General features: G+C 59.9%; 29 protein-coding genes. 2 read left to right on the forward strand and 27 right to left on the reverse strand.

The window, feature by feature from the left end; all coding sequences use genetic code 11:
* Positions 1-2: 2 nt before the first annotated feature.
* From LOY38_RS23880 to LOY38_RS24010, 27 genes are all read right to left on the reverse strand, one after another.
* On the reverse strand, positions 3-1,241 hold the full coding sequence (locus LOY38_RS23880) for a DNA circularization protein (protein ID WP_258697323.1): 1,239 nt from the start codon (positions 1,239-1,241) through the stop codon (positions 3-5).
* Positions 1,228-2,727 carry a phage tail protein gene (locus LOY38_RS23885; protein WP_258697324.1) on the reverse strand — a complete coding sequence of 500 codons (1,500 nt, stop codon included), beginning with the start codon at positions 2,725-2,727 and terminating at the stop codon, positions 1,228-1,230. Before LOY38_RS23885 ends, LOY38_RS23880 begins: the two co-directional genes overlap by 14 nt.
* A complete protein-coding gene (locus tag LOY38_RS23890; protein ID WP_105340307.1) occupies positions 2,727-2,912 on the reverse strand; it encodes a hypothetical protein in 186 nt (61 codons plus the stop codon). Before LOY38_RS23890 ends, LOY38_RS23885 begins: the two co-directional genes overlap by 1 nt.
* Positions 2,858-3,154, reverse strand: coding sequence for a phage tail assembly protein (locus tag LOY38_RS23895; protein ID WP_007907223.1), 297 nt, complete (start codon positions 3,152-3,154; stop codon positions 2,858-2,860). The genes LOY38_RS23890 and LOY38_RS23895 overlap by 55 nt, the downstream gene beginning before the upstream one ends.
* The gene (locus LOY38_RS23900; RefSeq protein ID WP_018926973.1) at positions 3,151-3,498 is read right to left on the reverse strand and encodes a phage tail tube protein; all 348 of its coding nucleotides are present in this window, start codon (positions 3,496-3,498) and stop codon (positions 3,151-3,153) included. Before LOY38_RS23900 ends, LOY38_RS23895 begins: the two co-directional genes overlap by 4 nt.
* A 67-nt stretch (positions 3,499-3,565) precedes the next feature.
* Positions 3,566-5,062 carry a phage tail sheath subtilisin-like domain-containing protein gene (locus tag LOY38_RS23905; RefSeq protein WP_258697325.1) on the reverse strand — a complete coding sequence of 499 codons (1,497 nt, stop codon included), beginning with the start codon at positions 5,060-5,062 and terminating at the stop codon, positions 3,566-3,568.
* Positions 5,062-5,244: a DUF2635 domain-containing protein gene (locus tag LOY38_RS23910; RefSeq protein ID WP_003198311.1), complete on the reverse strand. Its 183-nt coding sequence runs from the start codon at positions 5,242-5,244 to the stop codon at positions 5,062-5,064. Before LOY38_RS23910 ends, LOY38_RS23905 begins: the two co-directional genes overlap by 1 nt.
* The gene (locus LOY38_RS23915) at positions 5,241-5,825 is read right to left on the reverse strand and encodes a hypothetical protein (RefSeq protein WP_258697326.1); all 585 of its coding nucleotides are present in this window, start codon (positions 5,823-5,825) and stop codon (positions 5,241-5,243) included. The genes LOY38_RS23910 and LOY38_RS23915 overlap by 4 nt, the downstream gene beginning before the upstream one ends.
* 159 nt (positions 5,826-5,984) lie before the next feature.
* On the reverse strand, positions 5,985-7,013 hold the full coding sequence (locus LOY38_RS23920; RefSeq protein WP_258697327.1) for a phage late control D family protein: 1,029 nt from the start codon (positions 7,011-7,013) through the stop codon (positions 5,985-5,987).
* Between the two features lie 9 nt (positions 7,014-7,022).
* On the reverse strand, positions 7,023-7,235 hold the full coding sequence (locus LOY38_RS23925) for a tail protein X (protein ID WP_258697328.1): 213 nt from the start codon (positions 7,233-7,235) through the stop codon (positions 7,023-7,025).
* Complete coding sequence (locus LOY38_RS23930) at positions 7,228-7,611, reverse strand: phage tail protein (RefSeq protein WP_258697329.1); 384 nt, start codon at positions 7,609-7,611, stop codon at positions 7,228-7,230. The genes LOY38_RS23925 and LOY38_RS23930 overlap by 8 nt, the downstream gene beginning before the upstream one ends.
* The gene (locus LOY38_RS23935; protein ID WP_258697330.1) at positions 7,611-9,665 is read right to left on the reverse strand and encodes a phage tail tape measure protein; all 2,055 of its coding nucleotides are present in this window, start codon (positions 9,663-9,665) and stop codon (positions 7,611-7,613) included. Before LOY38_RS23935 ends, LOY38_RS23930 begins: the two co-directional genes overlap by 1 nt.
* A gap of 128 nt (positions 9,666-9,793) precedes the next feature.
* Positions 9,794-10,375: a phage tail assembly protein gene (locus tag LOY38_RS23940; RefSeq protein ID WP_258697331.1), complete on the reverse strand. Its 582-nt coding sequence runs from the start codon at positions 10,373-10,375 to the stop codon at positions 9,794-9,796.
* A 163-nt stretch (positions 10,376-10,538) separates the two neighbouring features.
* Entirely contained in the window at positions 10,539-11,045 is a 507-nt protein-coding gene (locus LOY38_RS23945) for a phage major tail tube protein (protein WP_253419256.1), read from the reverse strand.
* Positions 11,045-12,211, reverse strand: a complete 1,167-nt coding sequence (locus tag LOY38_RS23950) for a phage tail protein (protein WP_258697332.1) — start codon at positions 12,209-12,211, stop codon at positions 11,045-11,047. Before LOY38_RS23950 ends, LOY38_RS23945 begins: the two co-directional genes overlap by 1 nt.
* A 2-nt stretch (positions 12,212-12,213) precedes the next feature.
* Entirely contained in the window at positions 12,214-12,423 is a 210-nt protein-coding gene (locus LOY38_RS23955) for a hypothetical protein (RefSeq protein ID WP_258697333.1), read from the reverse strand.
* Positions 12,424-12,524: 101 nt separating this feature from the next.
* Positions 12,525-13,079, reverse strand: a complete 555-nt coding sequence (locus LOY38_RS23960; RefSeq protein ID WP_258697334.1) for a DUF4376 domain-containing protein — start codon at positions 13,077-13,079, stop codon at positions 12,525-12,527.
* Between the two features lie 5 nt (positions 13,080-13,084).
* The gene (locus LOY38_RS23965) at positions 13,085-14,968 is read right to left on the reverse strand and encodes a phage tail protein (RefSeq protein WP_258697335.1); all 1,884 of its coding nucleotides are present in this window, start codon (positions 14,966-14,968) and stop codon (positions 13,085-13,087) included.
* Positions 14,969-15,604: a phage tail protein I gene (locus LOY38_RS23970; protein WP_258697336.1), complete on the reverse strand. Its 636-nt coding sequence runs from the start codon at positions 15,602-15,604 to the stop codon at positions 14,969-14,971.
* The gene (locus LOY38_RS23975) at positions 15,601-16,596 is read right to left on the reverse strand and encodes a baseplate J/gp47 family protein (protein ID WP_258697337.1); all 996 of its coding nucleotides are present in this window, start codon (positions 16,594-16,596) and stop codon (positions 15,601-15,603) included. The genes LOY38_RS23970 and LOY38_RS23975 overlap by 4 nt, the downstream gene beginning before the upstream one ends.
* Complete coding sequence (locus tag LOY38_RS23980) at positions 16,593-16,925, reverse strand: phage baseplate protein (protein WP_258697338.1); 333 nt, start codon at positions 16,923-16,925, stop codon at positions 16,593-16,595. The genes LOY38_RS23975 and LOY38_RS23980 overlap by 4 nt, the downstream gene beginning before the upstream one ends.
* A gap of 10 nt (positions 16,926-16,935) precedes the next feature.
* On the reverse strand, positions 16,936-17,547 hold the full coding sequence (locus LOY38_RS23985; protein WP_258697339.1) for a phage baseplate assembly protein V: 612 nt from the start codon (positions 17,545-17,547) through the stop codon (positions 16,936-16,938).
* Between the two features lie 3 nt (positions 17,548-17,550).
* The gene (locus tag LOY38_RS23990) at positions 17,551-18,063 is read right to left on the reverse strand and encodes a hypothetical protein (protein WP_258697340.1); all 513 of its coding nucleotides are present in this window, start codon (positions 18,061-18,063) and stop codon (positions 17,551-17,553) included.
* A gap of 47 nt (positions 18,064-18,110) precedes the next feature.
* Positions 18,111-18,461, reverse strand: coding sequence for a phage holin family protein (locus LOY38_RS23995; protein ID WP_258697341.1), 351 nt, complete (start codon positions 18,459-18,461; stop codon positions 18,111-18,113).
* A 102-nt stretch (positions 18,462-18,563) separates the two neighbouring features.
* Complete coding sequence (locus LOY38_RS24000) at positions 18,564-19,124, reverse strand: DUF642 domain-containing protein (RefSeq protein ID WP_258697342.1); 561 nt, start codon at positions 19,122-19,124, stop codon at positions 18,564-18,566.
* Positions 19,125-19,131: 7 nt separating this feature from the next.
* A complete protein-coding gene (locus tag LOY38_RS24005; protein ID WP_258700786.1) occupies positions 19,132-19,320 on the reverse strand; it encodes a Com family DNA-binding transcriptional regulator in 189 nt (62 codons plus the stop codon).
* Between the two features lie 505 nt (positions 19,321-19,825).
* Positions 19,826-20,560 (reverse strand): XRE family transcriptional regulator, encoded by a 735-nt coding sequence (locus LOY38_RS24010; protein WP_258700787.1) that lies wholly within the window; start codon positions 20,558-20,560, stop codon positions 19,826-19,828.
* A gap of 198 nt (positions 20,561-20,758) precedes the next feature.
* On the opposite strand from LOY38_RS24010, the gene mutS reads away from it, so the two are divergent.
* Together mutS and fdxA are read left to right on the forward strand one after the other, a co-directional pair.
* On the forward strand, positions 20,759-23,338 hold the full coding sequence (gene mutS, locus LOY38_RS24015) for a DNA mismatch repair protein MutS (RefSeq protein ID WP_258697343.1): 2,580 nt from the start codon (positions 20,759-20,761) through the stop codon (positions 23,336-23,338).
* A gap of 142 nt (positions 23,339-23,480) precedes the next feature.
* Positions 23,481-23,804 carry a ferredoxin FdxA gene (gene fdxA, locus LOY38_RS24020; RefSeq protein ID WP_003222178.1) on the forward strand — a complete coding sequence of 108 codons (324 nt, stop codon included), beginning with the start codon at positions 23,481-23,483 and terminating at the stop codon, positions 23,802-23,804.
* The last annotated feature ends 528 nt before the right edge of the window (positions 23,805-24,332 follow it).

Genomic DNA, 24,332 nt, shown 5'->3' on the forward strand with positions numbered 1-24,332 from the left:
GCTCACTCCCCGGAGACTTTCACATCGTTCGGCGGCAGGAACAACGGATGGGCAACACCGTTGCGCTGAGTCACTTCCGTGACCCGCGTGGCATCGGCAAATTGCCGATAGGCCACGACGACGGCAGGCAAACTCTCCTGAAAGGATTTACTGACCAGCCGCACGCCGGATGACGCCACCGCCTTGAGGTGCGCATTCAACGCCTGCTTCACATCATTGATGGCCTGGTAGTGCGAGGGATTGGCCTTGTTCAATGCCAGTTGGAGCGCTTCGTTCAACTCCTTTTGCAACAACTGCAAATCGTCGGTGACCGGCACTTCCTGACGGGTGACCGGCTGCAGCGTCTGATGATCCAGCGACGGCCGCGAGACCAGTTTCACCGGTGTCGACGCCACTGGCATCGAGGCGACCCATTGCGCCACTTTGACCAGCAACGTGTCCTGCACCAGATCGGCCATGGCTTGCGCCGCGGCCGTGGTGTCCTTGCCGGTGGTGAGCTTCGGCGCATCGGCCTTGCGGATGGCTTCGAGCTGCTGGGACACGTCGGCAATCACGCCACGATAGCCCTCCTTCGCGAAGTCCTTGAGCGATTTGATATCGCCGAGCAATCCCTTGAATTCCGCCGCCACTTCCTTGGGCAATTCCTTGACCGCCTTGACCAGCTCGGTGATCTGCCGGTACTGCTCGATCAACGGTTTGAGCTGTTCCTTGATGACGTCATACACCCCGGTCAGGCTGTTGCGCAGATTGGCGATGCCGATTCGCGCGGCCTTGATCAGGGTCATGGCCTGTTCGAACCGCGCCACTGCCGAGCCCAGCAAGGTGTCGGCCTTGGCCAGCAGCACCTTCTGCGTGCTGACCGTGGCCGTCGGAAACGGCAGCGGTTCATCGGGGTAAAACTTCAGCGCAAAGGTCACCAGCCCGCCGTCCTGGCGGGTGTGGGTCATGTCGCATTCGCCAACCTTGACTTGTAGCCGCCCCAGCCACGGGTGCACCAGTTCGCCGCTGCCCGCCTCCAGCGCCTTGAGCAGCTTGTCGCGCTGCTCCAGGCAATCGGGACCGACGATGAACGCCGTCAGATCGTGGGTCTTCGCCTGCTGGCCAAGGCCCTCGAAAAACGGCAGGTCCCGCTGCGGGTACTCGTGCAACTGGCCCTTTTTACCGACCGGGGTTTTCGCCTGATCGACCCAGAAACCGACACCGCGAAAAGATGCCGGCAACAAACGGTCACGCCAGTTCATTGGAACCTCCCATAGACAGCGAGCGATAGCCGATGCGCGAATTGAGCGACAGCCCCGGTTGATTGGTTTGCGGTTGATCGGTGCGCAGGCCGGCCGGCGCGTTTTCGAAGCGCACGGTCAGGCCGCCTTCGAGTTGCGTGCGGTTGTTGGCGGCGCTTTGCTGGATCAGGGTGTTGGAGTTTTGGGTCAGAGAACCGGGCTGCATCGACGACTTGAGCGGCAAACTGCCGGGAGTCGCCAACGCGTTTGAGGGTTGCTCGGTAGCGGCATTAATGAACGCCGCCGCCGGCGCAAACTCACCCTTGCCATCGGCATTGGTTTTCTTTTGCACCTCGGTGAAGTCTTCGACCTTCCCGGTAATTTTGGCGATAAAGCCACCAACGCTGCCGCCCAGCATCTCCTGGATCGGCGCCAGAATGGCCCGGAGCTGTTCCGCTTTTTCACTGAAAAACTGAACCACAGATGCCCATGTTTCGCTCAGTGCGTCCAAGGGCGACCAAGTGAACAGGCCGCTGAGGTAGGAAAAGAACGCCTGCGCCCCAAGCTTGATTGACTCCCAGTACCCCGAGAACACGGCAGGCACCTGACCCCAAGCCGCGGCAATGGCGTCCAGCGGGACCCAGTCGAACAGGCTGCGCAGTTTCTCCTTCACCGGCACGGTCAGTGCCATGAGCAGATCCCAGATGGCCGCAAACAAACCGACAATGGCCCCCCAGTTGTTCAGGATCATTCCGTAAGGCGTCCAGGCAAACCACGCCTTGAGGAAATCGAATCCCGCACTCACGACTGCTTTGACTTGATCAAAAATGGCCGAGAAAACGCCGCTGATCGGCGCCCAGTAACTGACGACCTTTTGCCAGAGCCCGGCGAAGAACGTCGAAATCGGTTCCCAGTTGGCAATGATCAAACCGGCCGCCAGGGCAATGCCCATGGCAACCAACATGATCGGATTGGTCTTGAGCACCATGCTCATCAGATCGAACACCTGAGTGGCGCCGGTCACGGCGGTTTGCATCGCAGAGAACGCAATGGCCCCTGCCGCCAGGCCTTCGACCAGTTTCGGGTTGTCGTTGAGCAGACTGCCGACACCGGTCAGCAACGGCTCAAGACCGACCACTACCGCTCCGACCGCCGGCAACAGCGCGGCATCCACGGCGGCGGAGACTTTTTCCATCGACGCGCTGAACACATTCAGGTTCTGCGTGGCGGTTTTCGGCGCAGCGGGCATGTCGACCGTTTTGGCCGTCTCACTGACCTCGGCCAATTTGCCCTGGAACGCAGCAGACGCCTTGATCCCGTCCACGAACGGCGTGATCACGCTGCCGCCCTTGAACAGACCGCTGATGTCCAGTTTGCCGAGGCCGGTCTGCTCCAGGTTTTTCTTGAAGCTTTCGACTTTTGCCCGCAGGGCGCCGAGTTTGGGTGACAGTTCGTCGATGCCCGTGAGCAGCACCGAGGTTTTCTCTTTCGTTTGTGTGTCTGCCATCACTGCACCTGCTGCATCGCATTGATCCGTTGCGCGTGCTCCAGCGATTCGCGGAGCACATCCAGTGGCCTGGCCATCATCTGTTCGGGGTCAACCTTCCAGAACCAGGCCAGGTCATAGGCGACTGCGATCAGGTCGGTGATGGCGCCGACGCCGCACTCATGAAAAAACTCGCGACGGCCCAACTCAGCGCGTTGAGGTCAGCCAGGTCCAGCTGGTTGACCGACGACGGCGGGATGCCGGCGCACACGGCGATGTATTTGGCCGCGACGTCCATGTCGAGGCTGACCTCTTCGCTCTTGTCGATCTTGTACGGCAGCGCCTTGATCGCCCGCACTTCCTGCACCGTCGGGCGGCGCAGGTTGAGTTCGGTCAAGGGCTCGCCGTGGGCTTCGATCGCAACTTGAAGCTTCACGGCGTTGCTCATTGCCAGGTCCCCTTGATGCCTTCGAATTTCAGTTCGATGGTGGCGTCATCGCCTTTGGATACCGGCTCTTCCACCAGGTAGGCGCCGGCCAGCACGTAGACTTTGCCGTTGCTGAATTCGCAGGTGACGGTCATGTCGGAGCCTGCGATCAGTTGCTTGAGCGGGAAGTCCGCGGTGTGCAGCGCCGTCACTTTGAACGACGGCGCGATGTCGGTTTCCTTGTAGAAACCCGGCACGACGGTTTCCCGTTTAACGGCCATCAAGGGCGCTTCGCAGCCGCCATTGATGGTCAATTGAGCGCCGTCCACTTTGACGTAGCAGGTGCCCGCAATCAGTTGACCCATGGTGTTTCTCCCTTCAAATAAAAAGCCCACGCGGGGTGGGCTGAATTCACACAGTCAAGCGCAGCGATCAGGCGGCGGCGTCGTACTGCAGACGGAACTGGTTAAGCAGCGCGAACACGCGCAGGCCATTGATGTAATCCGGCGGGAACAGCACGTTGACCCGGCTCGGGTCCTGAACATCGCGCTCGACGATCAGGTGTTCGGCGAACAGCTCGGCGTTTTCCACGTGGCCTTCCAGTTCGAGCTTGGCGTACTGGGCGATCAGCTCACCGCGAAGGGTGCTCGGGGTGACGATGGGCTGGCCGGCACCGAAACGGGTGCCGTCGGAGGCCAGTTTGTGGCGACCGTATTTGCTGGTGATCACGCTTTGCAGGCGACGCACGATGAACGCCGACTGGTGCATGGTTTCACTGTCCAGGTAGGAGTTGTCTGCCTGGCCATAGGCGTTCTTCTGATAGGTGGTGATCGAACGCTGAATGCGCACGTAGCCGCCTTCGTAGTACGCGGTGGCGATGCCGTAGTTGAGCAACGACTGACGCTCGGTCAGGGTGAAACGCTCGCTCGCCGGTGCCGGGTCGAGACCTGGCAGGCTGCCGCTTTGGGTCGGACGGCTGGCGTCGGCCGAGATAAACACCGAGGTGCGCGCGGCCAGTGCGGCGGCCTGCACCCAGAACGGCTGCGGGACGCCCGGTTCCAGCGCCTGGATGGTCATGTGCTGGTCGTTACGCGCTTGCCCTGCCGCCACCAGAGTACCGATGGTGCCGCGCTTGGCGCTGTAGACGTGACCGAACAATTGCTTGGCCCAGGACCACCGACCGGTGCTGTCATCCATGACGGCTTGCCAGGTGTTGAGGGTCGACAGATCCGACCACGGCATGCAGATGAACTCGAACGGTTCATCGCCCAGCGCCGCCACGGCGGCCACTTGATCCGGCACACCGGCGCCGCCGGTCATGGCGGTGATGGCCGAGGTCAGGCCCGCCGGGGTTTCTTCGCCGTTGCTCTTGCCCAGGCGATTGAATTGCAGGCTGATGTCGTTGCCGCTGTCGCCAGTCCATTTGGCGCTCAGGGTGACCACACCTTCGACTGCCGCAGCAGTGACAGGCAGATCGGCGCTGGCGTTGATTTTCAGTGCCAGGGCCGTGGCCGCTTGCGCCGCGGTGGCGCCGTTGACGATGGCCGCCTGAACACGAACGCCACCGACGTACAGGTTGAGCACGCCGCTTTGGGTCGCTGCACCCGTCAGGGTCAGCACGCCTTTGGCAATGCTGCCCTCAGTGTTGTGCAACGGCAGGCACCAGATCTCGCCGATCGGGTCGGTCTTGCGCCAGGTTTCGTACATCGAGGCGAGCATCGAGCCCTGGCCGCCAATGCTTTTGGCCAGCGCCACGCTGGACACCAGCACCAGTTTGCCGGTGTCGGCCGGCGCAATGTTGTCGTTGACCTGAGCGACGATCAGGCGGCGCATGGCCGACGACGCGCTATTGGCAGCCGAGTTGTCCATTTCGGCATAGAACAACGGAACACGAATGTCCGCGGGGATGTTACTGAATCCGATCGCCATTATTTGGCTCCCTGTGGTTTCGCCGCTTTCACGGCTTTGGTAGTGATATCGCCATCGGCCAGACGTCGACGCCACCAGGCGTTGTCCGGCACTTCACGGCCCTCGAGGGGCAACAGATCGCCCGCTTCCGGGTCCGGCACGGCACGGCCCGGGGCCGGCAGCACGGTGATGCGTTTGCTCATGGGTTTACGTCTCCAGAGAAAGTCAGTTCCAGGCGCCCGTCGGGGCCTGGGCGTTGCAGATTGGGGTCCGCCGGATCGATCGCATCGACCCGCACGGTGACCCCGGTAAAGGACGACAAGCCGTCCAGTTCACGCTCGTGCCAGCTTTCTGCCGGTTGACCCGGCAGATTGCGGCCGAGCTGGAATTCGGTAAAAAAGCGCAGGCGGTAGAGCACGCGGCTGCTGTTGATGGAAACCAGTTCGCCGCCGTCATAGGCGATGGCGTCGTAGCCATTGCCGGGCTTGAAACCCACCAGTGCGCGCCACAGTTCGGCACGTAAGTCATGCAGTAGATCCAGCGCGTTTGTGGCGTCCGTGGTGTCGAGCACCAGGGTCACTTCGAAGCGGTCACGGATCGGTTGCAGCATCAGGTTTTGCGCCACGCTCTTGCTCGCCAGATCGGCAATCGGCACCACATAGGCGCAAGGTGTTTGCAGCGGGGTGTTGGCTTGCAGCGTGGCGAGATCGATGCCAGCGGCCACGCGATTGGCCAGGGTTGGGCATTGCTCACGCAACTGCGTGAGGATCGGGGTGATCTTCATGGAGGTGCTCCAGACTCGAATGAAAGGTGCCGCAGGAACGTGTGGGAGCGAGCCTGCTCGCGATAGCGGCGGGTCTGGCGCCATCGATGTTGAATGAGCGGCCATCTTCGCGAGCAGGCTCGCTCTCACAGGGCTCTGCGCGTTGGCTACAGGTTTGGATCAGGCGACGGTGTCAGCGCCTGGATCGAGGCAAGTCGCCTCGATCATGCAGCGATAGCTGTTGGTGCGATCACCGTTGGCGGTGACTTTGTCGATCGACCAGCGACCACGCATAAAGTCCGGCCACGTGTCGTCCAGCACTACCAGCCCTTCAGCCGAGAAGTCAGGATTGCCCGGACAGCTGATTTTCACCTTGAGCTTTTCACGGCCCATTTTGCGCACTTCACCTTCGCCGACCGCCTGCGCTTCTTCCGCGCTTTGGCAGCTCTGGCGCACGGTCTTGAACGGCGCGAGCCCGGTTTCAACCACCTGCAGCAAACCGGCTGCGGCATCCCACCAACTGATCTTGCAGCCCTGGCTTTTGCCCCGGGCGGAGTCATCGAGGGTGGCGGTGATGAACCCATGATCGCCGGGGCGATTGTTGTGGGTGACCGACAGTTTCACGTCCGGCAAAACTTTGCCCGACAACGATTTGACCTGGCCTGGCCGAGCCAGCACATACAGCTCATTGACCGGTTTGGCGATGGCGCCGTACTTGGTCGCCAAACGTGTGATGAAGCCCATGTCGGTTTCATTCGACTGGTCGATGTGTTCGACCTTTTTCAGCGCCAATGCCGGGTCCACCCTCGGCGAAAAGCCGTGCCTGGCCGTCAGCTCGCGAAACAATGCACCGAGGGTAGTCGGGCCATGACTGGCCGAACGACGCTGCTGAAATCCGCTCTCGTCCGCTGCACTGAACGGTGCGGCGGTAGCCACCAGTGACACACGAAACGGGAACAGCGTCGGCGTGCGTCGAGTCACCAGAAACTGGCCTTTATCCACCAGCCCGGACTCCAGATAACCCACGCGCAAGCCGACTTTCCCGCCCAGGCTCGGCAGCCCTTCAAGGCCTTCCAGGTCGAGTAGCAGGGTCAGTTGATCGGACTCGATACCGGCGGCATCGATGTGCTCCCAACTGATCAGACGCTGATTGATCAGGGCCGCATTGGCCCCGTAAATTTCTACCGCAGGCGTGAACCCCAGTGCCATGTAACCTCCTCAATCCCACGCTGTTACCGGTGTGGTCGCTACGAGTCTGGATTCAAGTTCCGGAAGCACCACCCAGATGCCGGCGGGCAGTACCGGACCTTGCTCGGCCAGCGTCGGGTTGAGACGCCACAGCGCCTCTTCGGCCAAATCGTCACAACGTTCAAGCTCTCGGTAGAGCAACAGATTCACCGAATCACCGGCCACCGTTCGTACCTTACGCATTGACGAATTCCTCCAATGTAATCGACCAACTGATCAACATCGCCGTGCCGTCATCAATCACGTCGCTTTGGGTTTCCGTCACATCGTTGATCCGCCATAAACCCCAGTTACGGCCAATGCCATCGACCAACGGCAGCGGTACTCTCATTGCTTGCAAGGCGCGCAATTCATCGAGCCGGTCCATCGCCACCGCGTACATCGCCTTGCCGGTTATCGTCAGGCTTTGCAGGCCTTGACCGGTCTGGCTGGACTTGGGCTTGCTGGTCAGAATATCCACCTTCACCCAGCCACCGTCCGACTTGCGCACCAGACCGCTGTAGGCGAAGTTGCGCGACAAGCCGAAAATGAACGTACCGAGTGCCATTTGCTGCCTCATCAAGCCACCCCGTCAGTCAGGGCCGTGTCACGTCGCACGGCGAGTTGGTTGGTCGTTGTCATCAGTCCGAATTGCCCGGAAATGTGCTGCACCACCAGGTTTGCCAGTTGAGTGGCGCTGGCTTGATCCTGACCATTGATATAAATGTTCGCGGTCAGTGCGTTTTGCTGACTGGCTGCCTGGGTGTTGGTCAGGTCTTTGCTGACCTGATCTGGAGCGGCGAGCTTGTCGGCGGGCGCGGCGAGTTTGTCACCCAACCAGGAACCCGATTCTCTCCCCATCCAGCTTCCCGCCAGTCCGCCGATGACCGCGCCGACCGCCCCGCCAATGGCAGTGCCTAAGACAGGGCCGAAAAAGCTACCCACGGTGGCGCCCATGGCAACACCTGCCGAAGCCCCCGCCCAACCGCCGCCAGCGGCTCCCAGGCCAGCGCCTGCCATCCGGGCATCGCCGTTCATCGCGCCTTCAACCACCTGGGGGGCGGCACTTAACGCGAATGCTCCAGGTATAAAACGGGTAACCGAGCCCAATGAAGCGCTCATGCCTGTCAGGGCACCGCTGGCACTAGCCCCGGCCTCAGCTTTCGCAGCGTTCGCAGGATCCGCTACAGCCTTGAACAACGTCCCCATCAGCGGTTTGATCGCCGCTGCAACCAGTACAACTGCTGCGGTGGCTTTAGGTGAGGTTTCAACCAATTCACTCAAGCCATCAACCAGCGAACCAAGGGAGTGGAGCGAGATTTCCGTCACCGGCGCCAGAGCATTACCCGTGGCCACCGACAGACGATCATTGCGCGCGCTCAAGATGTTCAACTGGCCTTGCTGGGTTTTCGACTGCGCGAGTGCGTCTTGCCTCACCGAGCCTTTGTCACCCAACTCCGATGTGGCGTACTGGGCTTTGTCTCTTACCTGCCAGAAAGCGCCATTCACATCGGCAAGGTTTTGCGCCATGCGCAGCGCCGCCTCATCACCATTGCCAAATAGCGTGGAGGCAAGCGTCGAGCGTTTCTCGGCAGGTTGCGCGTTCAAGGCCGCAAGCACCGACATCACCGTGCCAGGCGCCGCGTCCTTGTCACGCAAGCCGCTCGCCACCGCCTTCGGCTCCAGACCCAGCTGCTTCCAGGCCGCTTGCTCGGTTGCCGAGGCCTGATCACCCTTGCCCATCACAGTGGTGATGCTTTTTAGCGCTTCGCCGGCATCAGCCTTTTGCGTACCGGTTTTCAGCAGTGCCGCCGTCAACGCTGCGGCTTGCGCAGGGGACAGGCCCGCCGCCGTAGCAGCAGCACCGTCACGCTGCAAGACGGCACCGATGTCAGCCGCTTTTGCACCACCGGGTATCTTGCCCAGATGGTTGGTTGCATCCGCCAGGTCAAAGGCTTGAGCACCGTTGAGCTTCATGGAGGTGCGCCAGCCGACCATCATCTCGGCGACATCCATGGCCGGCATTTTGAACGCCGACGCGGCGACGCCAGCATCACTGGCAAAGCGCAGCAGCTCAAACTGTCGGTCCGAAGCATTGGGCAGATCGCTAGCGATTCCTGCCTTGGCAGCCAGACTTCCAATCCTCACCAAATCAACCGCCCTGGTCCCCCCGGCCGCCACCAGTGGAGCGATGGCGATGTGCTGGGTTGACTGCGCCATCTCTTCGCTCTGGCGCGGGGTAAATTGGGCGTCCCGCTTCAGATCGGCCCTGGCCGAATCCATCGCTATCGCGGGTTTAAGCAGGTCAGGCGGCTCGATACCGCCACCCGACTTGCCCGCACTCTTTTGCTCGCTGGCCGGCTCACTCTTGGCGCCGCCTCCCGTTGCCTGAGATAACAAACGTTGCGACGAAAGTTTCAAGGTCAACGACTCAATAGCCGTTGTCAGCAGACCGAGCTTGAGCCCGACGTCTTTCAGCGCCAGACCGAGGCCGGGCATCTGATCCCTGGCGGACGCGCCCGTACCTTGTGCTGACACAACGCTGGTGACTGCCGTGGTCAGGCTGGTATTACCGAACGCCAACCCACTGTCGTCGAGGGCTGCGAATTTGAGCGAATATCTATCGTCCGCCATCCCGCTCTACTCCTGTTTCACGCCAAGGCGAGTGATCGCGATGTCGTAGCGGCGCAATGCCTTGCCGGCGTCCCACTCCAGAATTTCCGCCTCACTTACCGAGTAAATGAGCGGCACCACATCGAGGATTACTTCGATGTCGCGCTCCGAAAGAAGTCCGCCGGTTTGTTTAAAAAATCGTCGATGCGCACCTGAAGCTGTGTCCAGTCGGGCACGGTCAGCAGGTCCAGATCGGGAAGCATCAGCCCGGTGCAATGGGCGGTGATGAACTCGGCGCGTTCTTTGGCCGTCTTGAGTTTTTTCATCGCCTTGGTGGCGCGCAGTACCGGTATTTCCAGGGTCAGCGAGGTCATGCTGCGGCCCGCTGCATTGAGCGGTTGCAGCAGTTGCACCTGGTCTGGGTCTACCGACTGTTCGCCCTGCGCTTGCTGCTCAAGAAAGTACGAAGCTGGGCGAGTCGACATCTCATGCACGTACTGCGCGATGCTCACGTAGTCCGGGCGTTTGAACTGATCGAGCTCCTTGACCGACAAACCGGTGGCCAGCCTGGCCAGTTCGAAAAACTGATCGTCCTCATCATCGCCGGCACGGGCCAGGGCCTCTTTCTGCGCGGCGTAGTACAACGGTTTGAGTTGGATCTGCTCGATTTCGGATCCGTCATCACCGGTAATCGGCGACAACAGTTCATGTTTGGGTGGCATCCAGGACATGTAGGAAATTCCTTGGTGATTCAAGAATGGGTGCTGCCACAATCCTTGTGGGAGCGAGCCTGCTCGCGATAACGTCAGGGCAGTCAACAATGATGTTGAATGTGATTCCCTCATCGCGAGCAGGCTCGCTCCCACAGGTTGTGCGCCTTGGCTGGCCTTGGTGTTACGGCAGCAACACGGCGCGGCGGGCGTCGCCGAGGATGTCGACGCCGTTGAGCACGAACTTTTGGGTGCGCACGTCGATGTCGATTACCGGGATGCCGTTTTCCAGACGGTTGTAGGTGCGGCAGGACAGCTCGAGGGTGGTCTTGGGTTTTTCGCCCATTTTCAGCGCGGCTTCCCCAAGAGACTTCAGCTTGCCGCCGACGGTGTGGTAAGTGAACCAGGTATTGCCGTCCTGATCCTGGCCGGCTTCACGTACGTTCAGCAGAATGTCGTCGCCTAGTTTTACACCCAGAGCGAGCATGATTTCCGGACCGGCGCCTTGCAGGATGAGGGTGGCGCCCAACACTTTGCCGCTCTTGGCCATTTCCTCGGCGATGAAGCGTCCGCCGGCCATCGGTTCCATGTCGAACTCGATCTTCGGCGGGGTGAATTCTTCCACCGTTGCCGACAACGGCAGGCCTTGCAGGGTGGCCGCGATGGCCTGTCTTACGCGGTTGGTAAACATTAGAGAACGTCCTCCAGGAACTGCTCGATGATTTCATCGCGGGCGTTGAGTTGATAAATCATGTGTTCGTTCGGCGCGTAGCGGCCGTAGTCGATGACCACGTACCAGGTGCCGTTTTTGTACTTCTCGACGCTGTTCAATTCCGGGTGCAGGTACACGCTGCCGCCGGGAATGGTTTCGTCGGCGACCAGGGTTTGCAGCCAGTCGTTGATGCGCTTGACCTCCTGATCCATGAACGACTTGGTCAAGTTCTTGGCCATGGCCTTCTGGCCGGCTTTCACCAGCTTGCGGCTGATCGCATCTTCAAGGCCGACGTAGCTGATGAACTTGCCGGTGATGGAACGGTTACCCAGCAGCGAGAAGCCGCCGAGGATCGTGCGAGCGTAGTAGCTGACGCCGTAGCGGTTGAGCAGATCGCCCTCGGTGGAGGTGTCGAGAATGTTGTATTCCACGACTCGCGAAACGTCTTCGGCGTAGGTCACCTGGTTGCCTGGGCTTTCCCACTGTTTGACCTTGGCCAATGCAGCGATGGCCAGGCTCGATGGCGCCAGGAACACGTTTTTCTTCGCCGCTTTGGAGTAAACCGCCGGCATGTTGTGCACCACCAGGCAACGGTCGAAACCGAGGTCCGCGCCGCCCAGTTCCTGGCTGTAAGTCACTTGATCGGCGACCGAGGCGTCCTTGCCGTCGAGTACCACCCGAGCCTTGATGCGTTTGCCGAACGAGGCGAACTCACTGGCCACCGCTTTGGTGCCGGTGAAACCCGGTGCGCCGATGATGGTCAAGTCTTCCGGCACACCGCCAAGTGCGGCCAGACCCAGTTTGCGACCAGTCGACGGCTCGATACCGCCGATCACGTTGTTCACGGTGTCGGCCGGGGTTGCGCCCTCTTCGACGATGACCACGTAGACCGGCACCTTGACCACTTTCAGGATCTGGAACACCGCGTGGAACAGCGTGCCCGACTCGGTGCCGGTCGGGTCCAGCAGTGCCTGGGTGGTGAAGCTGTTGATGCGGAACGGGGCGTTACGCGGGATCAACAGATCCGCTTTCGGCGCAGTGCCGACCAGACCGATGACGTTGTCACCCAGGCCACCCATGGCCTCGGGAGATTCAGTGGCATTGACGGTAATGCCGTTGTGCTCGAAGTTCAAAACCTCAGCCATGGTTATTCAGCCTTCTTGGCAGCGGCCTTTTTGGCCGGGTTGGATGTAGAGGCCGACTCTGCAGCCTCGGTTTTTTTCAGCTCCAGACGACCAGCGCTGCACAACGCACTGGCCTCCACATCGAGCAGGTCGAGCTCTTGGCCGACGCTCGACCAGTGGCCACCCCCGGTGGGGAATGGGAGGAGCACGGTGTAGGTTTGGCGTTGTGCCATTTGGGTTTCTCCAGATACGAAAAAGCCCCTTTGGAGGAAGGGGCTGTCGGGTGTTGTTTGATGTTTGGCGGATAAAAAAACGCCCCGTGAGTGCGGGGCGTTTATTGAGCAGCTGTGTTCGTTGTGGGTAGCGAAGAATCCGGCCAGCCTTCATCGAGCATTTCATTCGTGTAGGTGCCGGATTCAACGGTACGAAGCAAGATCAGCTCGCGGTCGAAACAAGCCTGGACGTGCTTCCGGACTGCCATGGCAATCGTGATGATCTGCGGCGCAACAATTTCGACAAATCCATTGGCCGTTTTGAAGTTGCAGCGATACTCCGGATCAAGGATCGCGGAAAGTCCGGTTCCGGCAATCAGTGCCTGGCTGTCGCGCGTTGTTTCGATTGCCAGGCCATCGACGGTGATGCCCGAAGCCTCACGCCTGTAGCGCTCATTGGCAATTAGTGCGGGGTAATCTGGACTAGCCTCAAGCGGCGGTACTTGGACGACCTCACCGTCGAGCAAAGCCCAAATGCCGCCACCATCGCTAATGGTCTGGTAAAACAGCTCGTCGCTTAACCGAATGGCGTTAGCCGGAACATTGTCACCGTGGATAGCTGAGTCATAACGACCGACAAGATGGCCGGCCTCATTGAACGTTGCATATTTCGCCATTTTTACTACCAGCCTATGCCGATCACAGTTGTAGGCGCCTGAGAACCCAGCGCCCCAGAAAGACCCATATTGGCAAGTTGCGCACCAGTAAGAGCACGGTTTCCTATTGAAAGGCTGTTATAGCCAAAGGTACTTACCGAGTAATTGGGCGCCAATGAGCAAGCGGCCAAGACAGTAGGAAAAGCGAGAGGCCAACTAAAGTTTGTATAGCCACCTTGCGTTGAGGGCATACCAATCGACACCCATTGAATAATGAAGCCCCCCAGCCAACTGGGGAAAACGATATATCCCGAACTGGCTTTGAGAATCGAAAAGCCCCAGCGCATTTTCTTCGGAGTGACGATTGTCACGTCATCCGTTCCGGCGTTAGCCTCGGCTTGCGTTGCGATCTTCGCAGTGCCCTGAGTGATTTCTGTGGCTTGCACGGACAAGGCTGCGAGCGCTGCAATATCAATATTCCCTTGATTGATCGGCGCGCTCCAAGCCTTGATGCACCACATAACCGCCAAGTTGCGCGGCCGAGCCTCCGCCCCTCCAGAACTATTGAAGCCTGGACCGAAGTTGAGGGTTACGGCCAAGTTGCCGTTGTCCACAACAACCGCGCCCGGATTGCTCCCCGACGCATTAGCGAAGGCCGGCATCCGGGTTACGGTATGGGAGTGCGCCTTGTTGTCATCAGCCTGCCAACTGCCGATTGCACGACCGGCATCGACACCGCGACCATGATCCCAGCCGCGCAAGAACTCGCCACGCGATTCAGGCAAACGGAAATTACCGCCCCCCTCATCCCCCTTGTTGAATACCGTGCCGAGGAACGCCGCGAGATCCGGATAGACCGCAATGCTCTTCACACTGCCATCAATCTCGAGAAATCCCGGCGGGACCTTATCCAAAGGAAACGGCACCATCGCGCCGACCGGCAGCGCCGAAGCCTCGGCAATCATCGCCTCGATTTCAGGCTTGGTGTACGTGTCCTTGATGCCAAACCCGGCCAGCGTTTCAGGATTCGTACCACCGGTAGCCCGACCGTACTTATCCACGGTCAGACTCTTATAAGTCCCCGGCTGAATCCCCGTCCGCCCGGCCAACATCTCAAATGTCAGCGCCGTCGTGCCCAGGGTTATCGGCCCGTTGGTAGTCAGGTGCCACAGCGAATCGCCGTTGGCGGTGCCCTCTTCGACCATCACGGTCAGGCCCGGCGTTACTTTGGCACTGGTATTGGCATCGTTCGCACGGGTCCAGGCACCATTGCCCACAACCCACAGGCCGTTGTCTTTCGCCAACGTCTGGTACGCCAGCAACACCCGATCACCCGCTACCGCCGCCACACCATCAATCTGCTGCGCGCCGTTCAACACCACATTGCCCGTGGCCGCGACACGAACCGACTGTTTACCATCGAGCTTACCCAGCTCTTCAGCGAGATAACTCATCACCCATGCACGAGTCGCTTTAACAACCGTGTCGTCAATCAACAACGTCACCAACGCCGCATTACTGGTCTCGAAAATCGAGCGAATGTAGAACTCTTTCCCCGACCCCGAAGTCGCCAACACCGGCTTGAACGACTCCGGATACTTGACGATGGCATACAGAATGCCGGTATCAGTCCACAGCCCAGCCTCACGCACATACCAGCCGCCTACTTCAGGCGGGATAGTCACTTCGGCCAACAACCAACTCGGATTTTTCTCATCCTGGAACAGTGCGTTTAGCGGCCCGCGCCACACTTCGCGTTTCAGTGCGGTGGCGGTTGCGGCCGGGTTATAAACCGCGCCGCCGCCGTCGCCGACGGAAATCTGCGACAGCTTGATCGGTGTGCCCGCCGCCTTGCAGGCGGTTTCGTAGGCGATCCCCGCATTGGTGAGCAGGGTGTAATAGTCGGCCATTTAGGACCCCTGTGGATAAATAGTGGAGGTTTCGACGGTGTAGAACCCGGCGGCCATAAAGGCCTGACCCGAGGCTTCAAGCCCTTCGATGACAAGCGGATAAACCGTGGTCAGCTCGCCGCACACCGTCGCGGCACCGATGACGTGAGTGCCGAATGCGCTCAAGCCGACAGAAACCTTCAAGGTGTCGCGTTCGCTTTTCGCATCCGCCAGGCGTCGGTCGAGACGGGCGTCGATTGCTTCGCTGTAGGGCTGCTCGGTAAAGGCCCTGACGGAAAAGCTGTAAGCCGGCCCGGGCGGCGTTTGCTCGTACCAGGCACGAATCTCCGGTGTCAGCCGCAAACCCTTGGCTGCGTTTTCCAGCGCCTTTCGTGTTCCGGCTTGCCGTGCGGTGGGCCAGGCGAGTTCTACTGTCAGGCGTTTTTCCGCCTCGGCCGCCTCGGAGCTCCACTCACTGACGCCGCGGTCCGCCGCGAGATACGGCAGAAATGCCAAGGGTGTTGCAACCGGATTCATCAGCTCGGGGAACGGCGGCGCGATGCGATCGAGCAATGTGCCGAAACCGAGATCAAGTGCCTTTTCCAGCGGTGAGCTGTTGGCCGGCAACAGGCTCGGGCGAGGTGTATCGTCACTCATAACGTATCCACCTCGACCTCGACGCCCGTGCAATACGGCGCTTGAAAAGCGCTCGTCACAATCGGCGTTACCGGCTCAAGGATTTGCAGCTGAACCGCACCGGCGCTGTGCAGCGTGTAGTCGATCCAGCTCGGATCCACCCGCCCTTCCAGCCGGTGACAAGAATCGGCATACGCCTGCAACTGCTGTTGCGCGGCGACCTTGGTCAGCCCCGAATCGGGACCTGCGTTGATCTTGGCCACGACCCGGATTTTGTAGGTCTTGATTTGCGCGGCCTGCACGATGACGAGATCCGTTTCCGGTCGTACATCTGGCCGGGCGAAATGCTGGCGAACACCGTCGAGCAGCGCTTGGGATGGCGTGCCATCACCCTCCCGGGAAAGCACCGTGACCGTGACTTCGCCTGGCGCGGTCCGGCGTCCATTACCGTCCTTGATCTGCGCGACATAGCCGTCCGGGTCGAAGGTGTAAGTGACCGTCACCACACCCGCCGCGGTGGTTTCCACCTTCACGACAGGCCGTTCGCCAAGGGTGAAGATCTCGCGCCGATACTGCATGCGAGAGCCAGCCGCCGGGGCATGGGGCGCCAGGTAATAACGCAACCGGGCGTCGTCGTCGCTCTCAAAAACCGGATCGATCGGCGGGAATGCCGCCGGGTCGCCCGGATCGAGCAGCTGACGTTCAAGTCCCATGTCCGCAAGGCGCGCATCGAGGTTGGTCCCGGTGGCCCACCACGCCAGCATCTGTTTGATGCGGGCGTTGTATTTACGCTCGTGGGTTTGCAGCCGCACACAAAACGCCTCAAGGGCCAGGGTCAGCAACTCGCTTTCGTTTTCAAGGCTAGCTGCAAGCTTGGCCGCGCTCTCGGGAGCACGGGCTCCGACGTACTCGACGACGAAGGTCTTGAACTCTGCGAGCAGATCCTCGAACGCTTCGACCGTGACGATGGCCGGTTCGGCCAACTGGTTCTGGCCAGGTATCAACATGCTCATGCCACCACCTCGAAGGTCTGATTGCGGTTTTTCCAGGTGCCGGCGAAGCGCAGCAACAACCCGGCACCGTAGCGGCTGGCCACAATGACCTGCGGCTCGAAATCGTCGATACCGTTGTGCTTGTTGTAGAACGCTTGGGCCGCATGGCTCTGGGCCAGAATCAGCAGGTCATCGCCGAGGTTCCTCCCCAGCAACTCAGTGAGTGCGCAGCCATACAAAGGGCGCTTCTGACGCGTGCCCAAAGGCGTGGTCAACGCCCGGGTGGCACGCTGCACAAATTGCAGCCAGTCATCGACCGTTGCGCCGGTGTTTCTATCGATTCCGATCATGGGAAGCTCTTTATGCGGTACTGATGACGCGACCCTGGTGATCCACCAACGGGCCGCTCAGGTGCACACCGGAAGCGTCGAGCCGCAGGCCGACGGCGCCCAGTTGCAATTCGATGGCCTCAGGCGTCATCGCCAGCCGCGCCGGGCCGATGCTCAACTCTAGGGATTCACGGGAGCCGGTGAACGCCGCCGGGCCGTTTTGCCAGCGCAGAACATGGCTGGCGTGGTCGTAACCGTTTTCCGTGCCGTCCTGATAGAGGCGACGCGTCAGCGATGCCTGTGTCGAGACGGGCGGAAACTGACCACCGTTGAGGCCGAACAACGCCACCGACTGCCCGCCGCCCTCGCCACCGCCATGGTTCAGCAGCAAACACTGCTCGCCCACGGAGGGGATCCGCGACTCGCTCTGTGCGCCGGCACTCGGGTTGAAAAACCGGATCGCCGGGGTGAGCAGCTCCCCATGGCTGACCTTGCAGGTGTTGCTGGCCGCATCGACCTCCTGGCACACACCGATGCGACAGAAACTGTCGGCACGCCGGTGCAGGTCTTCCATCTCGGTTTCCATTTCGGCCAGACGCTCGATGATCGGGCCCAGCTGCAGACGTAAAAGCGCATCAAACATGGGTCAGCCCTCGAGTGCGGTGTATTGATCCGGGTCGTCGATGTTCGACACCTCCCAGGTACGGGCAAATTTCGGGATGCCCAGCGGATCCTCGAGCAGCGTCGGGCCGAGGTACAGGGTTTGGGTAAATGAAACGGTCCAGGCGGTGTACTCCCGTGTTTCGCTGATGAACGTGGACGGGACACCCTCAATGTTCATGGGCGGATCGCATTGCTCGCCCGGCAGTGTCCAGCGGTTATCGACAACCAGGTTTTTCAACTCACTGGCCAGATCGCAAGCCGCCAACCCTGTGCCGGGCACCACGGCTTGCAGGGAAATGGTCAAGACGTGAGCAATGCGTCCGTCATTGGCACGGCTGCCTGGCGCATCACGTTCGATGGCGATCAGCACCCAGGGCTGATCGCCGGTGCCGTCGAAGTCTTGATGACTCCCGACCTTCAAGCCGGGAACGGTGCTGCGCAATGTCTCGGCAATGGCGGAAAACAGCTGCGACGGTTTTTCGATGACGGCGGGCATTCATGGCCTCCTGTTCCTGTAGCAACGCGAAGATCAGCGACGCCGGTTTACTGTTGGTCGGGACGAGAATCCCGCGGTGGCACTTCGCAAACGCCAATCCGCTTGGCGGCCCAGCGTTCGTAAAGCCCGATGGCCACGTCCGCCCCGGCCATCGCCGTGAGGCAACCAAAGGCACCGGCGGCCCAGATCGACACGCCGGCGGCGTACAGCAGCATGATTGCCGAGACGCCGCAGATCATGCAGGCCCCGGACCGCAGCGCCAGGCGCCGCAACAGCGACCAGCCACGGGCGCCCTCCTTGTCGGCACGCCACATTTCGCCGGATACCCCGCCCGCCACGGCGAGGAGGATGACTAGCCAGATCGGCATGTCCAGCAACGCTTGTTGCTCGTTTGTCATGTCACGCCTCCTGGGGGTGATTGATGAGTGATGGGGTGGTGTGTTTCGGATGCAGCCTTGGTGATCGACAGCCGACTACCAGTTCTGTTGATGTCAGGGGTTTTAAATAGGCTCAACGATTACGTTGTCGATAAAGGCAAAGTTGGCGTACGGGTTCTGTTCGTTGGAGAAGGCCAGGGTCGTTTGAGCCGTGGTAGCAGTGAAGTCGTAAGTGATGGTGCTCCACTCGACTGTTACACCGTTAGCGGACGGGGTGTTGAAGGTGACGGTTTGCCCAGCCACTTTCACCTGGATGACACCGTCGCCGGAGCGACCGGCGTAGCGCGAATTACCCGCGCTGAAGGTCAATCGGTACTGGGCGCCGACCGTGGTGGCAAAGTTCTGTTGAATGCCGCCGCCGTTTTCATAAACGTAGTTGGCCAGGTCGACAATCGCAACGCCATCCGCGGCGGTCGTACTGAAGTACTCGACACCGGACAGAAACGTCGTCCAACCCGTGATGAAGTTGGCTTGCTCCGTGGTATCCAGTGTGCAACTACCACCGCAACCTGGCTGTTCAAAGCTGCCGTTGACCAAAAGATTGGCGGCAACAGCGTTGCCCCCAGCGCCGAGCAGAGCAGCGGACAGCAACAGCGGGGCAACATATTTCTGGAAAACGTTCATGGTTCACCTATTGAGTTAATTGAGTTATTTGCACTGCTGATGCAGCGCTCATGTCGCTCATAGGCGATCGCTCGAGGCTCGCGGCCTTCACATGATTCAGCGTCCCGCATCGGGAACATTTGATCTGGAGCTCGGTGTACTCACCCATTCGGGCGAGAAGCTTTTTGCAATATCCACATCTGCAATCTTTCAACATCTGCAATGCCTTTTGTTTTCTGCCGGATCCTTCCTGTTGCTCTGGCGATGCCGAGACGAGGCTTGATGTGCCTGACGGTAAGCAGGCATTCCAAAAAGCCCGGTCGCCCAGGCTTTTCAGTAATGCACTTGTGTGATCTTTCGGCGCTACTGGCGCGGTACGGATCGATTCAAATTGTTTTTCCGACCGCGGTCCCTGCCCGCCGGATAACTGCTTCTGGTGCTTTACGCTGCACACCCGGGTCAGTTGCCAACCCTCTGAACCGTTGAGGCCGGTTCATCGCTGCCTTTGTTGTGGAACTAAAGAGCTTCGTTTCGAGCCGCCTTGTTGAGCGGCTTGAGACAAAGAATATGCATGTATGCATATACAGTCAATGCATAAATGCATTTATTTATGCACTGAAAATGCACGAACGCATGAAAGCCCCGCAGACAAAGGCGTTGGCGGTTTACGGCAGGCGAAAAAAAACCCGCCGGGGGGCGGGTTTTATCTGACAGCGGTGAGGTTAGCGGGCGTACATGCCCCACCAGAAGACGTGACCGAGGATGACAATTTGCTCTTCCTGGATTTCCTGGAAGCTGTAGTCCTCGTCCGGATGCTCATCGCGATTGAAGCTGCGCAGGCGAATCCCGGTCGGCAGGCGATAAAGCTGTTTCACCCGCAATTGGCCGTTGTGGTTGATGGCGTACAGGTCGCCGTCGACGATGTCGCCAATCCCGCATTTGCCAGCATTCACACCAACGGTGGCGCCATCGCGCAGCACCGGCAACATGCTGTTGCCACGCACGGTCACGCATTTGGCCTGGTCGAACTGCACACCGTTGTGGCGCAAACTGCGCTTGCCGAAGCGCAGGCTAGAGCGCTCGCTCTCTTCGATGACGAATCTTCCTGATCCAGCAGCCAATTCAACCTCGCGAAGAAAGGGGACCGACACCTCGTCGTCATCGACGGGTGTATCGTCGTCCCACAGGCTTATGTCCTTGAGTTCCGAATGCAATTCATCGCGCCCGGCGCTGGCAGCCGGCGCGACATCCGCGCGGCCCCGCAACTGATCGGTGCTCACGGAGAAGTATTCGGCAATCTTCGAAATGTGTTTATCCGAAGGATCGACGATCTTCCCGCTGAGGATGCGCGAGAGAGTGGATTGAGGCACGCCGGTGCGACGGTGAAGCTCCGTGGGGGAGATCCCGTGTTGGTCGAGCAGCGCTCTTAAGACGGTAGAAACATTGCGTTTTTGCATAACGCGCATAGTGCTTGATCTTTTTTCGGAAGACAAATGCTGATTTGCATAGATCGTGCATAGCCAGCGGAAATGTACTGCGGGGGTTTCATGCCTGCGTAGGTCGGACTGCTCATGTTAACCTTGCGCCCATCGCGGAAAAGCCGGGCCAACGCCCCTCCTTTGCCCCACACCTTTCAACGAATTTGCCTATATCCGATGAATAAAGCGCTCTCCGATCTATCCTCCCACACGCCGATGATGCAGCAATACTGGCGCCTTAAGAACCAGCACCCTGACCAGCTGATGTTCTATCGCATGGGCGACTTCTACGAAATCTTCTATGAAGACGCGAAGAAGGCCGCCAAGTTGCTGGACATCACGCTAACAGCTCGCGGGCAATCGGCGGGTCAGGCGATTCCGATGTGTGGGATTCCTTACCACGCCGCAGAAGGTTACCTGGCGAAACTGGTGAAGCTCGGCGAATCGGTGGTGATTTGTGAGCAGGTCGGCGACCCGGCCACCAGCAAAGGCCCGGTGGATCGTCAGGTGGTGCGGATCATCACGCCCGGCACGGTCAGCGATGAAGCGCTGCTGGATGAACGCCGGGACAACCTGATCGCGGCGGTACTGGGTGACGAGCGTCTGTTCGGCCTGGCGGTGCTGGACATCACCAGCGGCAACTTCACCGTGCTGGAGATCAAAGGCTGGGAAAACCTGCTGGCGGAACTTGAGCGGGTCAATCCAGTAGAGCTGATGATCCCGGACGACTGGCCGAAGGATCTGCCGGCGGAGAAACGTCGTGGGGTTCGTCGCCGTGCGCCGTGGGATTTCGAGCGCGACTCGGCTCTGAAAAGTCTTTGCCAGCAGTTTTCCACCCAGGACCTGAAAGGTTTCGGCTGCGAGAACCTGACCCTGGCGATTGGCGCCGCCGGTTGCCTGCTCAGCTACGCCAAGGAAACCCAGCGCACCGCCCTGCCGCACTTGCGCAGCCTGCGTCATGAACGCCTGGACGACACCGTGGTGCTGGACGGCGCGAGCCGTCGCAACCTGGAACTGGACACCAACCTGGCCGGCGGTCGCGACAACACCTTGCAATCGGTGGTCGACCGCTGCCAGACCGCCATGGGCAGCCGTCTGCTGACCCGCTGGTTGAACCGTCCGCTGCGGGATTTGACCGTATTGCTGGCACGCCAGACCTCGATCGCCTGCCTGCTCGACGGCTACCGCTTCGAAAAGCTGCAACCGCAGCTCAAGGAAATCGGTGACATCGAGCGGATTCTGGCGCGGATCGGCCTGCGTAATGCCCGTCCTCGTGACCTGGCGCGTCTGCGCGATGCTCTCGGTGCACTGCCAGCGTTGCAGGTGGCGATGGCCGAGCTTGAAGCCCCGCACATCATGCAACTGGCGATGACCACCAGCACCTACCCGGAACTGGCAGCGCTGCTGGAAAAGGCCATTATCGACAACCCGCCCGCTGTCATCCGTGACGGCGGCGTGTTGAAAACCGGTTACGACAGCGAACTCGACGAACTGCAATCGCTGAGCGAAAACGCCGGTCAGTTCCTGATCGATCTTGAAGCCCGGGAGAAGGCCCGCACTGGCCTGGCCAACCTGAAGGTCGGCTACAACCGCATTCACGGCTACTTCATCGAACTGCCGAGCAAGCAGGCCGAATCGGCGCCGGCCGACTATATCCGTCGCCAGACGCTCAAGGGCGCCGAGCGCTTCATCACCCCGGAACTGAAAGCGTTCGAAGACAAGGCGCTGTCGGCCAAGAGCCGCGCCCTGGCTCGCGAGAAGATGCTCTACGAAACGCTGCTCGAAGACCTGATCGCCCAGTTGCCGCCCTTGCAAGACACCGCCGCCGCACTGGCCGAACTGGACGTGCTGAGCAACCTCGCCGAGCGCGCACTGAACCTGGACCTGAACTGCCCGCGCTTCGTCAGCGAACCGTGCATGCGCATCAGCCAGGGTCGTCACCCGGTGGTCGAGCAAGTACTCACCACGCCGTTCGTGGCCAACGACCTGAGCCTCGACGACAACACCCGCATGCTGGTGATCACCGGCCCGAACATGGGCGGTAAATCCACCTACATGCGTCAGACCGCGTTGATCGTGTTGCTGGCACACATCGGCAGCTTCGTGCCGGCGGCCAGTTGCGAATTGTCCTTGGTCGACCGGATCTTCACCCGAATCGGTTCCAGCGATGACCTGGCCGGCGGGCGTTCGACCTTCATGGTCGAAATGAGCGAAACCGCGAACATCCTGCACAACGCCACCGAGCGCAGTCTGGTGCTGATGGACGAAGTCGGACGCGGTACCAGCACCTTCGACGGCCTGTCCCTGGCCTGGGCCGCCGCCGAGCGCCTGGCGCACCTGCGGGCCTACACACTGTTTGCCACCCACTATTTCGAGCTGACGGTGCTGCCGGAAGCCCAACCGCTGGTGGCCAACGTGCACCTCAATGCCACCGAGCACAACGAACGCATCGTGTTCCTGCACCACGTGCTGCCTGGCCCTGCCAGCCAGAGCTATGGCCTGGCGGTTGCGCAGTTGGCCGGTGTGCCGAGCGAAGTGATCGTGCGTGCTCGTGAACACCTGAGCCGGCTGGAATCCACAGCGTTGCCTCATGAAATGCCAGCGCCGGCCAAAGGCAAAACCGTGGCGCCACAGCAGAGCGACATGTTCGCCAGCCTGCCGCACCCGGTGCTGGATGAACTGGCCAAGCTCGACCTGGATGACCTGACACCGCGCAGGGCTTTGGAAATGCTCTATACATTAAAGACACGGATCTAACGCACTTGCCTGCAAGCTGTTAGAATCTCGCGCGGTTTGGGATGCTGCAGGCTAACAGCCTGGCCTGCAGACTATCGCTCCCGAACCTGGCGACCCCGTCCTGAAGGGGCTCCGCTGCCGCCGCCTGAGGAGAAAATTAGAAATGACCTTCGTCGTCACCGACAACTGCATCAAGTGCAAGTACACCGACTGCGTAGAAGTCTGTCCGGTGGACTGCTTTTACGAAGGCCCGAACTTCCTGGTGATTCACCCGGATGAGTGCATCGACTGCGCACTGTGCGAGCCAGAATGCCCTGCCGTGGCCATCTTCTCCGAAGATGAAGTTCCGGAAGATATGCAGGAATTCATTCAGCTGAACGTTGAGCTGGCGGAAATCTGGCCCAACATCACCGAGAAGAAAGAATCGCTGCCTGATGCCGAAGAGTGGGATGGCGTCAAAGGCAAGATCAAAGACCTCGAACGCTGATTACTCCCCGCGTTCTCGAAAAGGCCCTTTGCGGGCCTTTTTGCTTTTTCAAAGATCAAAAGAAAGATCAAAAGATCGCAGCCTGCGGCAGCTCCTACAGAGATTGCTCATGTTCGCGAAATCACGGGTGTACGTGGTTTGTGTAGGAGCTGCCGCAGGCTGCGATCTTTTGATATTTTGCTTTTCTGCAGGCAAAAAAAAGGGGCGGTTTGACCCGCCCACATTTCTTCCCTATTCCCTGTGTTCCTTTTCATCGTCCTGATGAATCGCATCCTGCGATATCCATTCCCCTCATCCTTGAAGGGCGTGTCTATCCGTCGACACAGTTCAAATACTAAAGCGTTCCCCACCAAGCGCAATCGGCCTTTATGGCTGAAACTACCTGTAATATGTCGTTAACCTAAAAAAATAATCATATAAATCAACTAGATAAACCGTGAGCACACGTTGAATAGACAACTGCCAGGGTGTAAAAATAGTGAACACTTACGAAAGAGTAAGCAAAGACTTACACCACAAGACTACAAA

The sequence above is a fragment of the Pseudomonas sp. B21-015 genome, from assembly GCF_024749285.1.
Classification (GTDB): domain Bacteria; phylum Pseudomonadota; class Gammaproteobacteria; order Pseudomonadales; family Pseudomonadaceae; genus Aquipseudomonas.

Bases quoted from the DNA above. Each gene is read 5' to 3' on its own strand.
- LOY38_RS23990 (WP_258697340.1), bottom strand. From the start codon at position 18,063: ATGCCCGCCGTCATCGAAAAACCGTCGCAGCTGTTTTCCGCCATTGCC.
- LOY38_RS23985 (WP_258697339.1), bottom strand. From the start codon at position 17,547: ATGTTTGATGCGCTTTTACGTCTGCAGCTGGGCCCGATCATCGAGCGT.
- LOY38_RS24010 (WP_258700787.1), bottom strand. From the start codon at position 20,560: ATGCAAAAACGCAATGTTTCTACCGTCTTAAGAGCGCTGCTCGACCAA.
- LOY38_RS23955 (WP_258697333.1), bottom strand. From the start codon at position 12,423: ATGGCACAACGCCAAACCTACACCGTGCTCCTCCCATTCCCCACCGGG.
- LOY38_RS23960 (WP_258697334.1), bottom strand. From the start codon at position 13,079: ATGGCGAAATATGCAACGTTCAATGAGGCCGGCCATCTTGTCGGTCGT.
- LOY38_RS23970 (WP_258697336.1), bottom strand. From the start codon at position 15,604: ATGAGTGACGATACACCTCGCCCGAGCCTGTTGCCGGCCAACAGCTCA.
- LOY38_RS23965 (WP_258697335.1), bottom strand. From the start codon at position 14,968: ATGGCCGACTATTACACCCTGCTCACCAATGCGGGGATCGCCTACGAA.
- LOY38_RS23945 (WP_253419256.1), bottom strand. From the start codon at position 11,045: ATGTTTACCAACCGCGTAAGACAGGCCATCGCGGCCACCCTGCAAGGC.
- LOY38_RS23910 (WP_003198311.1), bottom strand. From the start codon at position 5,244: ATGAGCAAACGCATCACCGTGCTGCCGGCCCCGGGCCGTGCCGTGCCG.
- LOY38_RS23895 (WP_007907223.1), bottom strand. From the start codon at position 3,154: ATGAGCAACGCCGTGAAGCTTCAAGTTGCGATCGAAGCCCACGGCGAG.
- LOY38_RS23950 (WP_258697332.1), bottom strand. From the start codon at position 12,211: ATGGCTGAGGTTTTGAACTTCGAGCACAACGGCATTACCGTCAATGCC.
- LOY38_RS23935 (WP_258697330.1), bottom strand. From the start codon at position 9,665: ATGGCGGACGATAGATATTCGCTCAAATTCGCAGCCCTCGACGACAGT.
- LOY38_RS23940 (WP_258697331.1), bottom strand. From the start codon at position 10,375: ATGTCCTGGATGCCACCCAAACATGAACTGTTGTCGCCGATTACCGGT.
- LOY38_RS24005 (WP_258700786.1), bottom strand. From the start codon at position 19,320: ATGTTGAAAGATTGCAGATGTGGATATTGCAAAAAGCTTCTCGCCCGA.
- LOY38_RS23885 (WP_258697324.1), bottom strand. From the start codon at position 2,727: ATGGCAGACACACAAACGAAAGAGAAAACCTCGGTGCTGCTCACGGGC.
- LOY38_RS23905 (WP_258697325.1), bottom strand. From the start codon at position 5,062: ATGGCGATCGGATTCAGTAACATCCCCGCGGACATTCGTGTTCCGTTG.
- LOY38_RS23980 (WP_258697338.1), bottom strand. From the start codon at position 16,925: ATGATCGGAATCGATAGAAACACCGGCGCAACGGTCGATGACTGGCTG.
- fdxA (WP_003222178.1), top strand. From the start codon at position 23,481: ATGACCTTCGTCGTCACCGACAACTGCATCAAGTGCAAGTACACCGAC.
- LOY38_RS23920 (WP_258697327.1), bottom strand. From the start codon at position 7,013: ATGGCACTGGGGTTCACGCCTGCGGTAGAAATTTACGGGGCCAATGCG.
- mutS (WP_258697343.1), top strand. From the start codon at position 20,759: ATGAATAAAGCGCTCTCCGATCTATCCTCCCACACGCCGATGATGCAG.
- LOY38_RS23900 (WP_018926973.1), bottom strand. From the start codon at position 3,498: ATGGGTCAACTGATTGCGGGCACCTGCTACGTCAAAGTGGACGGCGCT.
- LOY38_RS23975 (WP_258697337.1), bottom strand. From the start codon at position 16,596: ATGAGCATGTTGATACCTGGCCAGAACCAGTTGGCCGAACCGGCCATC.
- LOY38_RS23880 (WP_258697323.1), bottom strand. From the start codon at position 1,241: ATGAACTGGCGTGACCGTTTGTTGCCGGCATCTTTTCGCGGTGTCGGT.
- LOY38_RS24000 (WP_258697342.1), bottom strand. From the start codon at position 19,124: ATGAACGTTTTCCAGAAATATGTTGCCCCGCTGTTGCTGTCCGCTGCT.
- LOY38_RS23930 (WP_258697329.1), bottom strand. From the start codon at position 7,611: ATGAGGCAGCAAATGGCACTCGGTACGTTCATTTTCGGCTTGTCGCGC.
- LOY38_RS23915 (WP_258697326.1), bottom strand. From the start codon at position 5,825: ATGAAGATCACCCCGATCCTCACGCAGTTGCGTGAGCAATGCCCAACC.
- LOY38_RS23995 (WP_258697341.1), bottom strand. From the start codon at position 18,461: ATGACAAACGAGCAACAAGCGTTGCTGGACATGCCGATCTGGCTAGTC.
- LOY38_RS23925 (WP_258697328.1), bottom strand. From the start codon at position 7,235: ATGCGTAAGGTACGAACGGTGGCCGGTGATTCGGTGAATCTGTTGCTC.